Here is a 14,435-nt window from a genome sequence, read left to right as displayed (position 1 = left end):
CCGCCTTTGCGCCCTGCAATGGAACCTGCATCCCGGGGTTTTTACGCCCGCCTAGGGCATCGCAACCGTTACATTGGAGCGCCATTCATAACAATCGGATCACTATCTGAGACGCTTGACGATATTTTTGCGAGAACAGAACCCCGACATACTGTCATCGTCCCGCGTCGTGCCGTCCTTCCGATTCCAACAGGGTTCGCGCTATCTCCGCCGCCTCGGAAATATGAGCCTGACAGGCGGCGTCGGCGGCGTCGGGATCGTTTCGTTCGATCGCATTGAAGATCTCTCGCATACGTGCAGGGCCCGATACGGTGCGGTTTATCGTGGCAAGGGTCATGACGCGCAGACGGGAAATTCGGCTGTTCAAGCGCTTGACGATATCCCATGCGATTTCGTGCCCGCCAGACAGGAAGATCGTCTCGTAGAATTGCGTGGTCGCGGCGAGGATCGTCAGCGGATCGTTCTTGCGGGAGTTGCGGTCGAGATCCTTCAGGACCGCTTTCAGCTTTTCCTTGGTGGCGGACGTCGCGTTGCGGGCGCAGTCGGCGACGGCGGTCGTCTCGAGAGCAATACGGACATCATAGATCTGCCGGGCCTGATGCCAGTCGATCAGAGCAACGATGGGCCCCTGTCTCGGTGCAGTCTCTATCAGACCCTCCGTTTCCAGATGGCGCAGCACTTCGCGGATGACCGAGCGCGATACGCCGAGCTGATCGCACAAGGTGCGCTCGACCAGACGCTGTCCGGGGCTGAAAAGGCCGGCGATGATCGCGTTGCGCAGCCTCTCGAGCGCCATCTCCCGCAGGGTGACCGGCGGTGTGTCGATCCGCAGCGATTCCAGGTTCGGGGCAGGGGCGGCGGCTTGGGCAAGGAGGTTCTGGCTCATGCTGTCCTTAATAGCCGCTCAAATGATTCCAAACAAGACTTGACACGTTGTCGTATGGTATACCATCATACGGCATATCGACGCAATGAAGGAAAACGGCTTTGACCATCGAAATTCGCAAGACGCTGCTACAGGTGGAAACCTTGCTGATCGAGGGCGGCAAGGCTGCCGCAACGCCACTCAAGCTTTACGCCGCCATTGCCGTGGTGAGGAACCCTTGGGCTGGCAAGGGGTTTGTGGATGATCTGAAACCGGAGATCCACGCGGCGGCGCCCGTGCTCGGCGAGCTCCTGACGCGGATGATCATCGACGCCGTCGGTTCCGGCGAATACGTCGAAGCCTACGGCAAGGCTGCAGTCGTCGGGCTTGATGGCGAACTCGAACATGCATCCGCGCTCATCCATACATTGCGTTTCGGCAATCATTACCGCAGCGCCGTCGGCGCTAAGTCCTATCTCGCGTTCTGCAACACGCGCGGCCCAGCCAATGCGCCGGTGATGATCCCGCTGATGGACAAGAAAGACGAAGGGCGCCGCTCGCACTATCTCACCATCCAGACGTCGATCGGCGATGCGCCGGCGGCAAATGAAATCCTCGTTGCTCTGGGCGCGTCGGTCGGTGGCCGCCCGCATCATCGTATCGGCGACCGCTACCAGGATCTGAAGGATCTCGGCAACGACGCCACCAATCCGGCAGCTGTCTGATATGGACTCCGTTCGGCGATCCCACACGAGAAACGGCGCGGCCTACCTGGAGCAAGGCTCCGGCAAGCCCCTGGTGCTAATCCACGGGGTCGGCATGCGCCTGGAGGCCTGGGCGCCGCAAATGAGCGTGCTGAGCAGGTCGCATCGGGTGATCGCCGTCGATATGCCTGGCCATGGCGAAAGCCGGGCCTTGTCGGAGGGGTCGAGGCTTGATGCGTTCGTCGACTGGCTGGGCTTTTTCCTCGACGACCTCAAGCTTGAATACGCCAATGTCGCCGGACATTCGATGGGCGCCCTGATTGCCGGCGGTGCTGCGGCCACATTCGGCAACAGAGTGTCCCGGGTTGCTCTTTTGAATGCGGTCTATCGCCGGGATCCGGCGGCGCGCGCCGCAGTCATGGACAGAGCCCGCAAAATCCAGGATGGAGAGGTCGATATCGACGGGCCGTTGCTGCGCTGGTTCGGCGCAGACGCCCAAGGGAGTGAAACCTACCGATTGACCCACCGTTGGTTGTCCTGCGTCGATCGCGCCGCCTACGCTACGGCCTATGCTGCCTTTGCCGGTGGAGATGACACCTATGCCGATGGCTGGCAGAAGGTTCGCTGCCCGGCCCTGTTTCTCACCGGCGCAGACGACCCCAACTCCACGCCGGCAATGGCCCATGCGATGGCGCAAGCCACGCCCCATGGTTACGCCGTGCTGATTGCGGGCCACAGGCATATGGTCAATCTGACAGCGCCCGAAGAGGTCAATACGATACTTGCGAACTGGCTGGCGAAACCGGAGGAAACACGATGAGCGAAACGAGTTTCGATGCGCGCGCTCTGCGCGACGCTTTTGGCGCTTTCCCGACCGGTGTCACCGTTGTCACCGCGCATGACGCGTCCGGCCGGCCGGTCGGCTTTACCGCCAATTCATTTACGTCCGTTTCGCTCGATCCGCCGCTGCTGCTTGTCTGTCTGGCAAAGACGTCGCGGAATTTCGAGACGATGACGAAGGCGGGAAAATTCGCCGTGAACATCCTGTCGGAAACCCAGAAGGAAGTTTCCAACACATTTGCACGTCCGGTCGAAGATCGCTTTGCTGCCGTCGAATGGAAAACCGGGCCACAGGGGTCGCCGATCTTCGCCGATGTCGCGGCCTGGTTTGATTGTTGCACGCAGCAGATTCTGGATGCTGGCGATCATGTCATCATGACCGGCCGGGTCAGGGCCTTCGACAACAGCGGTAAGAACGGTCTTGGCTACGCCCGCGGCAGTTATTTCACACCCGCATTGGCCGGCAAGGCTGTATCCGCAGCAGCGGAAGGGGAGGCACAGCTGAGCGCGGTGATCGAACGCGACGGTGATCTTCTTTTCCTGGGCAGCGGCACACTCAGCCTCCCGGCCTGCGCGATGGAAAGCGGCGAGCCTGTCCAGACATTGCGCGCCCATCTTGAACGGCTGACGGGGCTGAACATTTCGATCGGATTTCTCTACTCCGTCTACGAGAGCCGCACCGACAACCGCCAGCACATTGTCTACCGTGCGACGGCAAGCGCCGGGGAACCTGCTGCCGGCCAATTCATGGCGCCCGCCGCTGCGCTGCAGGAAAAATTCGACAGCACCGCGACAGCGGATATCGTCCGGCGGTTTGATCTCGAAAACTCGATCGGGAATTTCGGCGTTTATTTCGGCAACGAGATAGCCGGCAAAGTTCACCCGGTTTCAAGGAAGGCCTGAGTGCGATGAAATTCTCCCTCTTCGTTCATATGGAACGGCTTGACGCCGAGCAGGATCACAAAACCCTCTATGAGGAATTCGTGGCGCTTTGCGAGATCGCCGACAAGGGCGGCATGCATGCGATCTGGACGGGCGAGCATCACGGCATGGATTTCACCATCGCGCCCAACCCCTTCATCACGATCGCCGATCTTGCGCGTCGCACCAGCAAGGTGAGGCTTGGCACCGGCACGGTGATCGCGCCCTTCTGGCACCCGATCAAGCTGGCCGGCGAAGCGGCGATGACCGACCTCATCTGCGATGGCCGGCTGGATATCGGCATCGCGCGTGGCGCTTATTCTTTCGAATACGAACGCCTGCTGCCCGGGCTCGACGCCTGGGTCGCCGGCCAGCGCATGCGCGAACTCATTCCCGCCGTCAAGAAGCTGTGGGACGGTGACTATGCCCATGACGGCGAGTTCTATCAGTTTCCGTCCACCACATCAGCGCCGAAGCCGGTCCAGCAACACCCGCCGATCTGGGTTGCGGCCCGTGATCCAAACTCCCACGAATTCGCGGTTGCCAATGGCTGCAACGTGCAGGTGACGCCGCTTTGGCAGGGAGATGACGAAGTCGAGACGCTGATGGTACGTTTCAACGAAGCTTGCAGCAAGAACGCTTCAGTCGAGCGGCCGAAGATCATGCTGCTGCGCCACACCTATGTTGGCTCTGACGAGACCGACATCGCGCAAGCCGCCCATGAAATGAGCGTCTATTACAATTACTTCTTCGCCTGGTTCAAGAACGAAAAGCCGATCCATCAGGGTCTGATCGAGCGTATTGCAGCCGAGGATATTGCCGCAAACGCAATGCTTTCCGCCGAAATCATGCGGCGCAACAATGTGGTCGGCAATGCCGCCGACGTCATCGCAAGGCTCAAGGCCTACGAGGCAATGGGCTATGATGAATATTCTTTCTGGATCGACACGGGCATGAGCTTCGAGCGCAAGAAGGCATCACTCGAACGTTTCATCGCCGATGTCATGCCGGCATTTGCGGAGTAGCGTGATGCAGCAGTTCCAATGCTACATTAATGGACGGTTCGGCAATGGTGAGGCGCGCTTTCAAAGCGTCGATCCGGCAACGGGCGCTGCTTGGGCAGAGATGCCCGAGAGCAGGCAGGCCGATGTCGATCAGGCCGTCGAGGCAGCTCATCAGGCTCTGTATGGCGGCGGACGCTGGGCGCGCATGACGGCGACACAGCGCGGCAAACTCCTCTACCGGCTTGCCGATCTGATTGCCGCGAGCGTGCCGAGATTGGCTGAACTCGAAACCCGCGACACCGGAAAAATCATCCGCGAAACCTCCTCGCAGATCGCCTATGTCGCCGACTATTACCGCTACTATGCCGGGCTCGCCGACAAGATCGAAGGGGCTTCGCTGCCGATCGACAAGGCGGACATGGATGTCTGGCTACGCCGCGAGCCGGTTGGGGTTGTGGCTGCCATCGTGCCGTGGAACAGCCAACTGTTTCTTGCCGCAGTGAAGATTGGTCCGGCCCTTGCGGCGGGATGCACGATCGTAGTGAAGGCATCCGAAGATGGTCCGGCGCCCCTGCTTGAATTTGCCCGGCTTGTAGACGAAGCGGGCTTTCCGCCGGGTGTCGTCAACGTGATCGCCGGTTTCGGGGCCACCTGCGGTGCGGCGCTGACTGCGCATCCGAAAGTCGCTCATATAGCCTTTACCGGAGGCGCCGAGACGGCCCGCCATATCGTGCGCAGTTCGGCGGAAAACCTTGCATCGACATCCCTGGAATTGGGTGGCAAGTCTCCGCTGCTGGTTTTCGCCGATGCCGATCTGGAAAGTGCGGCCAACGCGCAGGTCGCGGGCATTTTCGCGGCAACCGGTCAAAGCTGCGTTGCGGCCTCCCGGCTGATTGTCGAGCGCAGCGTCAAGGACAGGTTTCTCGATATATTGAAAACGAAAGCGGAAGCCATCCGCATCGGTTCTCCGCTGTCCATGGATACCGAGGTCGGGCCGCTTGCAACGGAGCGGCAGCGCCGTCACATCGAAACGCTGGTCGCAGCGGCGCTGGAGAGCGGAGCCAGGCTCGTCACCGGCGGGTCGGCACCTGAGGGGGACGGCTATTTCTATCTGCCAACTATTCTCGATTGCGATGGGACGCGCTCGCCATCCTTGGAAAAGGAATTCTTTGGTCCTGTGCTCTCCGTTATGTCCTTTGAGACCGAGGCCGAGGCGGTCGAGCTGGCCAACAGCACGCCCTACGGACTGGCTTCCGGTATCTTCACGCAAAATCTGACGCGGGCGCATCGGCTCATGAAATCGATCCGTGCCGGCATCGTCTGGGTGAACACCTACCGCGCGGTATCGCCAATCGCCCCGTTCGGCGGCTCCGGGCTTTCCGGCGATGGACGCGAAGGCGGAATGGCGGCGGCACTCGGTTATACCCGCACCAAGACCATATGGCTGCGCACCTCCGATGATCCGATCCCCGATCCCTTTGTGATGCGGTGACGGCCATGGTCTACGAGATGCGAACCTACCGGCTGAAGAATGGAGCCATCCCCTCCTATCTCAAGGTGGTGGAGGACGAGGGCATCGCTATCCAGAAGCGTCACCTGGGCGAACTCGTCGGCTATTTCTTTTCGGAAATCGGCGTGATCAATGAGATCGTTCACATCTGGGGCTTCTCCAGCCTTGATGACCGGGAAGGCCGCCGCAGCGCGCTGATGGCAGACCCCGCCTGGCATGCATTTTTGCCTAAAATCCGCGACCTGATCGAGGTCGCTGAAAACAAGATTCTGAAACCTGCACCCTTTTCACCGGCGGGAGGAACACGGCCGGTCTGATCCGGCGGAGAGCCGTTGGCTCGAAAGACACGAAATTTCGGGATTTTGCCACCTTCTACGAGAACCCGGGACGGACAGCCGACGGCTGTAATGAAGCCAAGAAAAACAGTCCAAACAAACGGAGCAAGGGAACATGAAAAACAGACTGACTATCGCGGCGATCGCTGCAACACTCAGCCTATCCACGCAGGTGCGGGCCGAAGACATGGTCTTCACCAGTTGGGGTGGCACGACACAGGACGTGCAGAAGGCCGCCTGGGCAGATAAGTTCACGGAAAAATCAGGCGTCACCGTTCTGCAGGACGGTCCTACGGACTACGGCAAGATCAAAGCCATGGTCGAGGCGGCCGGCGTGACTTGGGATGTCGTCGATGTCGAGGGCGACTATGCCGTCCAGGCCGGCAAGGCCGGGCTGTTGGAAAAACTCGATTTTGCTGTCATCGATAAAAGCAAACTCGATCCGCGCTTCGTTACCGATTATTCGGTCGGCAGCTTCTATTATTCCTTCGTCATCGGCTGCAACAAGGACGCCGTTTCGGCTTGCCCGAAAAGCTGGGCCGATTTGTTCGATACAGTGAAATTCCCCGGCAAGCGCGCCTTCTACAAGTGGTCGGCACCAGGCGTCGTCGAGGCAGCACTTCTGGCTGATGGCGTGGCACCCGACAAGCTCTATCCGCTCGACCTCGACCGGGCCTTCAAGAAGCTCGACACGATCAAGGCCGATATCATCTGGTGGACTGGCGGCGCGCAGTCCCAACAGCTTTTGGCATCCGCCGAGTCACCCTTTGGCTCGTTCTGGAACGGCCGCCTGACGGCGCTTGCGGCGACCGGTGTGACCGTCGAAACTTCTTGGGAGCAGAACATCACGGCGGCCGACGCTCTTGTTGTTCCGAAAGGCGCAAAGAACAAGGCTGCGGCGATGAAGTTCATCGCGCTTGCGACGTCACCGGAAGCACAGGCTGAAATGGCAAAGGGCACCGGCTATGCGCCCATCAATCTGGATTCGCCAAAGCTGATGGATCCGGACGTCGCCAAGACCCTGCCGGACCAGCAGACGGTGGGCCAGGTCAATGCCGACATGAGCTACTGGGCTGAAAACCGCGATGCGATCGGTGAGCGCTGGTACGCTTGGCAGGCGAAGTAACATCGTCGCGGGTACGGCATAGCCGTGCCCGCATTTCTCAACGGAACGGCGGAAGGGTTTTCGGCATGGCCTCGCTGACTGCGCAAGACGATCCATCATTGGCGGCACCTAAGGGGCTGCGGCCCATGAACTTTGCCCTGACCCTGCCGGCTCTGCTCTTGCTGGTGGTCTTCTTCATTCTGCCGGTGCTGTCGCTGTTGTTGCGCAGTGTGCTGGAGCCAGAGCCGGGGCTCGGCAACTATGCGGCTCTGCTCGGCTCCACGACGTATCTGAAGATCTTCCTCAACACTTTCGTCGTGTCCGCTCTGGTCACGGCGGTGACGCTGGCTATCGGTTTTCCCGTTGCCTGGGCACTGGCCATCATGCCGTCCCGGCTGTCGTCGATCGTGTTTGCGATCCTGCTTCTGTCGATGTGGACCAATCTGTTGACGCGGACCTATGCGTGGATGGTGCTGTTGCAACGCACCGGCGTCATCAACAAGGCTCTGATGGGAATGGGGCTGATCAGCGAACCGTTGCCGCTGGTCAACAACCTGACAGGCGTGACGATCGGCATGACCTATATCATGCTGCCCTTCATTATCCTTCCGCTCTATGGCGTCATCCGCAAGATCGACCCGGCCATCCTGCAGGCCGCAGCCCTGTGCGGCGCGACCCGCTGGCAGGCCCTGACCCGCATCCTCATTCCGCTCGCCACGCCAGGCATGGTGTCTGGCGCCTTGATGGTTTTTGTCATGTCGCTCGGCTATTTCGTCACGCCGTCGCTGCTCGGCGGCACGGCCAACATGATGCTGGCCGAACTGATCGCGCAGTTTGTGCAGTCGCTGGTAAACTGGGGCATGGGCGGCGCGGCAGCGCTGGTTCTCCTGGTGGTGACGCTGACACTCTACGCCATCCAGCTGAAGCTGTTCGGCACGGCCCGGATGGAGGGACGCTGAGATGCTGTTGAACTTCGATCGTCTCGGAGGATGGAAATGGGTGCTTTTGGGCATCACGGCCCTGACGTCGGCCTTCCTCATCCTGCCAATCTTCTTCATCGCTGCCTTGTCGTTCGGCTCGTCGCAATGGCTGATCTTCCCGCCGCCCGGCTGGACGCTGAAATGGTATGCCATGTTCTTTGCCGATCCGCGCTGGTTGGAGGCTGCCGGAACGAGCTTTTACATCGCTGCTATCGTGACCGTGCTGTCTGTGCTGATCGGCCTTGTCGCCTCATTCGGGCTGGTGCGCGGCCGCTTCATCGGCAAGGAGGGCCTTCGCGCGTTGTTTTTGACGCCGATGATCCTGCCGGTCGTGGTGCTGGCTGTAGCCCTCTACGCCTTCTTCCTGCGTGTCGGGCTGAACGGCACGGTGACCGGCTTCGTCATCGCACATCTGGTCGTGGCCTTGCCATTTTCGATCCTGTCGATCACCAATGCCCTGGAAGGGTTCGACAAATCGATCGAGGATGCGGCGGTTCTGTGCGGCGCCTCTCCGCTGGAGGCCAAGATCCGTGTCACCTTGCCATCGATCAGCCACGGACTTTTTTCGGCTGCGGTCTTTTCGTTTCTGACCTCCTGGGACGAGGTCGTTCTGGCCATCTTCATGGCAAGCCCGACGCTGCAAACCCTGCCAGTCAAGATCTGGGCGACGCTGCGCCAGGACCTGACGCCAGTTATCGCTGCTGCCTCCACCCTTCTCATCGTCGTCACCATCGCCCTGATGCTGCTGGTCGCATTGCTGCGCAAAGGACTGAAATCATGAGCCAACCCTTCCTGCAGATTCAGGCCTTGCGAAAGGACTATGGCATCGTCACCGCTGTTCAGGAGGTCAATCTCACCGTCGAGCGCGGCGAGTTCATGACATTCCTTGGGCCGTCCGGATCCGGCAAGAGCACGACGCTGTATATCCTCGCCGGTTTTGAAAACCCGACGGCCGGCGATATCCTGCTGGACGGCCAAAGCCTGATCTCGACGCCCTCGCACAAGCGCAATATCGGCATGGTCTTCCAACGCTATACGCTGTTTCCGCATCTGTCAGTCGGTGAAAACATCGCCTTTCCGCTGAAGGTCCGCAGGCTTGGCAAGGCCGAGATCGATGCGAAGGTCGCGAGAATGCTGAAGCTCGTCCGGCTTGAAGGGTTTGAGGATCGCAAGCCGGCACAAATGTCCGGTGGCCAGCAGCAGCGCGTGGCGCTTGCCAGGGCGCTGGCCTACGATCCGCCGGTGCTTTTGATGGACGAGCCCTTGTCTGCACTGGACAAGAAGCTGCGTGAGGAGATCCAGCACGAAATCCGCCGCATTCACCAGGAAACCGAGGTCACCATCCTCTATGTGACGCACGACCAGGAGGAGGCGCTGCGGCTGTCCGACCGGATCGCCGTTTTCTCCAGGGGCGTGATCGAACAGATCGGAACCGGGCCGGAGCTCTACGCAAATCCGGCCACCCGCTTTGTCGCCGAGTTCGTCGGCGATAGCGATTTTATTGGTTGCCGGATTGTTGCCGCGCAGGGCGGGCGCGCCGATATTGCAATCGGCTCCCGCGCCATCCGTGGCGTGCCGTTGCATGGGCCGGGGGCTGCCGGCGGATTGGCAGCGCTAATGCTGCGGCCGGAGCGCCTTTCCCTGACGCGCGGACAAGGTGGCCTAGGCGGCGCCAATCTCGCGGCCACTGTCACCGACATTACCTTTCTCGGCAGCAATATCCATGTAGCAGCCGCGGCCGAGACTGGCGAGGCACTGTCCGTGCGTCTGCCTTTCGGTCATGAAGCCGCATCTCGGATTAGCCGGGGCGATTCCATTACGCTCGGTTTCGATCCGGCCAGCGCTCATGTCTTCGTTGCATCGTGATTGGGGCTATTTCCACGCGCTTACGCCCGACAAGCAGATAATTAGGATTGGGGATCATTGGCAGCAGACCTGTTTGCGTGTTTGATCCTTCCACGATGATGCTCCCAATCGACTGGCCCATGCTCTGTTCGAAAGGTGACAAACGAAAAAGACGGTGAGCTGACGGTCAACCGCTGTCCACGGCGCGCGAATTACTTCGCGAGATAGTCCGCAGTCGACACAACCTGTCCATAGCCAAAGGCCAAAGCGGACATATAGGCGGCGTGGACCTTGTCGGCCGATACGACCTCGCCTTTGAATTCCAGGTCGCGCGTTGCGCACGCGTCTTCCACGATGGTGGTCTTGTAGCCCAGATCAGAAGCCGCCCTGGCGGTTGCGTCGATGCACATATGACTCATCGCGCCGATGACCGTGACCTCATCGACACCAGCCGTAGACAGCAAATCAGCCAGTTCGGTTTCGCGGAACGAGTTGGGGTGCCGCTTGGTAACGATCGCTTCGCCGTCCTGTGGAGCCATCTTGGATGTGATTTCCGCCCCTTCCGTGCCTACGGCAAAGAACGGTCCATCGACCGGGCTTTCGTGGCGTACATTGATGACCATTTCCCCAGAGCGGCGAGCTGCGTCAACCACCCGCGCCGCGTTTTCGAGTGCTGCATCTATGCCCACCAGGGGAAACTTTCCACTCGTCAGGTAGTCGTTCTGCAGGTCAACGACGATTAGTGCGCGCTTGGTCATAAGATGTCCTTTCGAAAATATGCCGTGTTGTACCAAACGCCCGCGCGTTATATGAGTGGCATTAACGACAAAGAAGGGGGTGATATGGACAATCCGGCGGGTTTTGCGGAGATCGGTATCCTAGCCTACGAAGGTTCTCAGGCCGCGGCTGTGTTGGGCATGACCGACATGCTGACCTCCGCTGCGGAAATATCCCGTCTGCGGAAAGACGTTAGCACCGGCCTGCTCGGTGTAAGCCATTGGACAAGGTCAAACGTCGGCGATGATCCGGTAAGAGTGTTTTCGTCCGAACCCGGCAGACGAGCCGACCGTTGTACAGTGGCCGTAATACCTCCGGGTCTCGGCGATCCGTTGCCTGAGGCGGAGGCGCGCTATTATTTGGACTGGCTCCGCACCGAGCATTCGCGAGGAGCGGTCCTATGCTCCGACAGACTTTGAGATTCAGCGGATAGTCGTGACACAGGCGAGAAGCCCGCTTGCTCGATCAGACGATCACCGCAAAAGACCGTCGCGCCCGAACTCTTCCCAGTCCGACAGTATCGCGGTTGCCTCGTCTGAATTCGCGTCTGGCGACGATGTTAACTTCGAATTCTTCTTCAGCGCCCACGTTAGCTTCGCCTTGTATGCAGCGCGCCTTCGATTCTCGACAGTTGCCGCCGCATCCTCCTCACGCCATTCGTCGACCGTCCCGCTATTCAGGAGTTCTTCGACGACTCGCGGATCGAAGACGTGGAAGGTGATCTTCTTGGCGCGTCCCGCTAGCCGTACTGTCCGCGTTCCCGCGCTGGGAAGCCTGCCGTCGGCCAGCCAGCGATGCCTCTCGCCCGGCTTAATGGTGAGGATATCCTGTATCTCTCGCGGAATGACGGGAAGACCTTCGATATTCCTCATTCCTGCGGAGACAATGCCCGCTGCGGCGTTGAATTCCGTCTTTGCACTGGCCGGCATCGCCAATACGAGTTCCCCTGTTTCCAGCACGAGCAACTTCTTCGATGTTACTGGAAGCCGCGCGCGCATCTCCAAGAGAATGCCTTTCGAGCGCACTGATGACCCGAGTGTTGCTGCTGACGGCAAGGTCCAGGTCTTGAGAAGTTCGATGTCGCTTTTTTCCTGCTTTGGCATGGAGGTTAGATGGTTTTTGCACCCGGTTAAGTCAACGGAAAGGCGAGGTGCTAATTGGGACACTGGAAGCTCTCCAGGCTACCGTCTCGCTGACGGTGGGAGTGCTTCGTACCAACCTGCATACGGCGTGTTCGTCGCCATATGCCTATTGTAATCCAGCTGACCCTCCTCCCACCATACGGGGCCTCGCTCGCCGAGTGCAAACTTGGCTTGGTCGACACGGCTTCGGGCATCGGCTGTCGCGACTTTTTCGCCTTTGGCATCGCGGACAGCCCGTCGAGCAGACATCAAGTCTTTGACCAGACCGTCACGGGTTTCCTCGTCGAGCGCCGGATTGCTCCGCCGCCAAAGCCTTCTTCGGACAACGAAATAACGGCCGTCGGGCGTATTGGGGTATGCCGTGCTGTCTTTCGCCATTCGGTTATTCTGAGAATAGATCAGTCGTCTGTGTCGGGTGCCACCCAAACCACCGACGGCCGTGTAGCGTGGCTGTACGGTCATCCTGCCAAGGGGGAGGGGGCGCTGAAGCGATTTGGCCTCTTTCCACGGCGCTGTAATCCAAACCTCGCACTCCAACCGCGTCGCCAGTAGAACGGGCATGGCTTTCGGGTGGATTGGTTTGACGACCTCGTTGGGGCTCGTGGTCAGGAACGCATAGATGTCGTGCTCGTCCAACCGCGGCGCGCTTTGATCGGTCCCCGCGCGCCGGTCCACATCGTGTGAATACATGAAAAGTGGCTGGGCGTCGTTCACGACGAACCATCGCAAAGGCTTCATGCCCGTCTCCGGGTCGGCGACTTGTTCATACTCGCTGAAGGCCGTCGCAGGGACCAGACAACGGTGTTCCACGCCGAGCCACTGCTGCCAATGAGGTATGAACGTCTTGCGAACGTTGGTCACGCCCTTGTCGGGCTTGCCCTCGAGATGTTCGTCGGGGGTGGCATGCCCCCACGTAGACATGGTCAACTCGCGTTCGCCGTCTGCATCGACCCGGATTATCGGTCCCAGGCGGTCAGGATGGACATTCACCGACGGCGGAAGATTGCCCTCAGCGACATGGCCGGAGACAGGGCAGCGGGTCGGACAGTTGCTGCAGCGCAGCTTCCAGCAGGACGGACCTTTCGAGCTGGAACTCGGACGGAACGTCGGCCAGCCAGCGTGATGCCCCCGGCACTCGGTTGGCCAGGAAGACCCGGGACGGCGAAAGCGGTCCCGGGTCTTCGTTAGTTAAAGGGCAAGCTCCACGGCCGGACCGAAGAACTCATAGTGGATGCGGCTATTGTCGACGCCTTGGGACGCTAATCCGCCAACCATCGCGGACAAAAATCCCTTTGGACCACAGAGATAAAACTCCGCTTCGGCTAGTGGCGTGTTTGACGACAGCCACTCCATATCGATCCTTCCAGAATGATCGTAATGCCTGCCATGTTCGTCCCCATCACGGGGTGACGTGTAGAATACAGCCGCCCTGATTTCGGGATGGATGTCTGCGAGCGCACGGACATGATCCCCCATTGCGTGGACGTCCCCATGCTGGGTGGCATGGACGAAAAACAGCGGCGCCGAAGTGCCGTCTTCAATAATGGACTCCAGCATGCTGACCATAGGAGTAAGACCGACACCGCCGCTCAGCAGGACAATCGGTCGGGCGGTGTCGTGGGCAAGGAAAAAGTCGCCTGACGGTGGTGCGAGAAAAACCCTGTCGCCTTCCTGGACCTGATCGTGAAGGATCGAGGAGACAACGCCGTGCGGTTCGCGTTTGACTGTGATCCTATAGGTATGATCGTTCGGCCCCGACGAGATGCTGTAGTTGCGCCGCTGCGGTGCCTTTCCAGGAACGGGCAAGAGCAGAGTGATATATTGGCCCGGGAGATGGCGGGAAACAGGGCCTCCGTCTGCCGGGCGCAGAACGAAAGAGCTGATGATCGAGCTTTCACGCTGCTTGCTCTCCACGACGAAGTCCCGCCAGCCCGTCCAACCGCCTTCGGCAGCAGCCTGTTCAGTGTATATCGTCTCTTCTCTGCCCATAAGAATTTCAGCAAGGAACCAGTATGCCTCGCCCCAGGCGGTGAGGATTTCGTCGGTCGCCGCGTGTCCGAGGACATCCTCGATCGCCGCCAGGAGAGCGGAAGCGACGTGGGGATAATGTTCGGGGAGAATTCTCAAGCTGACGTGCTTCTGGGAGATACGCTCGACAGCGGCGGTCAGAACTTCGAGGTTGTCGATGTTCTGGGCATAGGCCAGGATCGCATGCGCCAACGCATGGGTCTGACGGCCTTCGCCGCCTTGGTTGGATTGGTTGAAGAGCGCTTTCACATCTTCGTTCTGGAACAGCCGGCCGTACATGGCAGCGGTTATCGCGGCTCCATGTTCGGCGAGTGCTGGAACGGTTGCCCTCACTATGGATTTCGTATGTTCGGTAAGCGTACGTGGCATTTTCGTGCCT

The 14,435-nt window shown here is 59.8% G+C and carries 15 protein-coding genes; 10 read left to right on the top strand and 5 right to left on the bottom strand.

Annotation, left to right across the window (positions count from 1 at the left end; genetic code table 11):
* Positions 1–154: 154 nt before the first annotated feature.
* Positions 155–886 carry a GntR family transcriptional regulator gene (locus tag ACP7E0_RS21315; protein WP_426127568.1) on the bottom strand — a complete coding sequence of 244 codons (732 nt, stop codon included), beginning with the start codon at positions 884–886 and terminating at the stop codon, positions 155–157.
* Between the two features lie 101 nt (positions 887–987).
* Between ACP7E0_RS21315 and ACP7E0_RS21310 the strand changes: the two genes are divergently transcribed.
* From ACP7E0_RS21310 to ACP7E0_RS21265, 10 genes are all read left to right on the top strand, one after another.
* On the top strand, positions 988–1,590 hold the full coding sequence (locus ACP7E0_RS21310) for an amino acid synthesis family protein (protein ID WP_426127567.1): 603 nt from the start codon (positions 988–990) through the stop codon (positions 1,588–1,590).
* A 1-nt stretch (position 1,591) separates the two neighbouring features.
* A complete protein-coding gene (locus ACP7E0_RS21305; RefSeq protein ID WP_426127565.1) occupies positions 1,592–2,389 on the top strand; it encodes an alpha/beta fold hydrolase in 798 nt (265 codons plus the stop codon).
* The gene (locus ACP7E0_RS21300) at positions 2,386–3,312 is read left to right on the top strand and encodes a flavin reductase (protein ID WP_426127563.1); all 927 of its coding nucleotides are present in this window, start codon (positions 2,386–2,388) and stop codon (positions 3,310–3,312) included. The genes ACP7E0_RS21305 and ACP7E0_RS21300 overlap by 4 nt, the downstream gene beginning before the upstream one ends.
* A gap of 5 nt (positions 3,313–3,317) precedes the next feature.
* Positions 3,318–4,355: an LLM class flavin-dependent oxidoreductase gene (locus ACP7E0_RS21295; RefSeq protein ID WP_426127561.1), complete on the top strand. Its 1,038-nt coding sequence runs from the start codon at positions 3,318–3,320 to the stop codon at positions 4,353–4,355.
* 4 nt (positions 4,356–4,359) lie between these two features.
* Positions 4,360–5,826 carry an aldehyde dehydrogenase gene (locus ACP7E0_RS21290; protein WP_426127559.1) on the top strand — a complete coding sequence of 489 codons (1,467 nt, stop codon included), beginning with the start codon at positions 4,360–4,362 and terminating at the stop codon, positions 5,824–5,826.
* A 5-nt stretch (positions 5,827–5,831) separates the two neighbouring features.
* Complete coding sequence (locus ACP7E0_RS21285; RefSeq protein WP_426127558.1) at positions 5,832–6,161, top strand: NIPSNAP family protein; 330 nt, start codon at positions 5,832–5,834, stop codon at positions 6,159–6,161.
* 133 nt (positions 6,162–6,294) lie between these two features.
* Positions 6,295–7,305: a polyamine ABC transporter substrate-binding protein gene (locus tag ACP7E0_RS21280; RefSeq protein WP_426127556.1), complete on the top strand. Its 1,011-nt coding sequence runs from the start codon at positions 6,295–6,297 to the stop codon at positions 7,303–7,305.
* Between the two features lie 65 nt (positions 7,306–7,370).
* Entirely contained in the window at positions 7,371–8,243 is an 873-nt protein-coding gene (locus tag ACP7E0_RS21275) for an ABC transporter permease (RefSeq protein ID WP_426127554.1), read from the top strand.
* A 1-nt stretch (position 8,244) separates the two neighbouring features.
* The gene (locus ACP7E0_RS21270) at positions 8,245–9,045 is read left to right on the top strand and encodes an ABC transporter permease (protein WP_426127553.1); all 801 of its coding nucleotides are present in this window, start codon (positions 8,245–8,247) and stop codon (positions 9,043–9,045) included.
* Positions 9,042–10,130: an ABC transporter ATP-binding protein gene (locus ACP7E0_RS21265; protein ID WP_426127552.1), complete on the top strand. Its 1,089-nt coding sequence runs from the start codon at positions 9,042–9,044 to the stop codon at positions 10,128–10,130. Before ACP7E0_RS21270 ends, ACP7E0_RS21265 begins: the two co-directional genes overlap by 4 nt.
* A 191-nt stretch (positions 10,131–10,321) precedes the next feature.
* On the opposite strand, the gene ACP7E0_RS21260 is transcribed toward ACP7E0_RS21265, so the two are convergent.
* The 4 genes from ACP7E0_RS21260 to hmpA form a co-directional block, all read right to left on the bottom strand.
* Complete coding sequence (locus ACP7E0_RS21260) at positions 10,322–10,867, bottom strand: cysteine hydrolase family protein (RefSeq protein ID WP_426127550.1); 546 nt, start codon at positions 10,865–10,867, stop codon at positions 10,322–10,324.
* Between the two features lie 492 nt (positions 10,868–11,359).
* Positions 11,360–11,989 carry a hypothetical protein gene (locus ACP7E0_RS21255; protein ID WP_426127669.1) on the bottom strand — a complete coding sequence of 210 codons (630 nt, stop codon included), beginning with the start codon at positions 11,987–11,989 and terminating at the stop codon, positions 11,360–11,362.
* Positions 11,990–12,067: 78 nt separating this feature from the next.
* On the bottom strand, positions 12,068–13,090 hold the full coding sequence (locus tag ACP7E0_RS21250) for an SOS response-associated peptidase family protein (RefSeq protein ID WP_426127668.1): 1,023 nt from the start codon (positions 13,088–13,090) through the stop codon (positions 12,068–12,070).
* A gap of 126 nt (positions 13,091–13,216) precedes the next feature.
* On the bottom strand, positions 13,217–14,425 hold the full coding sequence (gene hmpA, locus ACP7E0_RS21245; RefSeq protein ID WP_426127548.1) for an NO-inducible flavohemoprotein: 1,209 nt from the start codon (positions 14,423–14,425) through the stop codon (positions 13,217–13,219).
* Between the last annotated feature and the right edge of the window lie 10 nt (positions 14,426–14,435).

The organism is Pararhizobium sp. PWRC1-1, from assembly GCF_049897905.1.
Classification (GTDB): Bacteria; Pseudomonadota; Alphaproteobacteria; order Rhizobiales; family Rhizobiaceae; genus Pararhizobium.
Note: the sequence above shows the minus strand (reverse complement) of the source record. Positions and strands in the feature narration are given on the sequence as shown.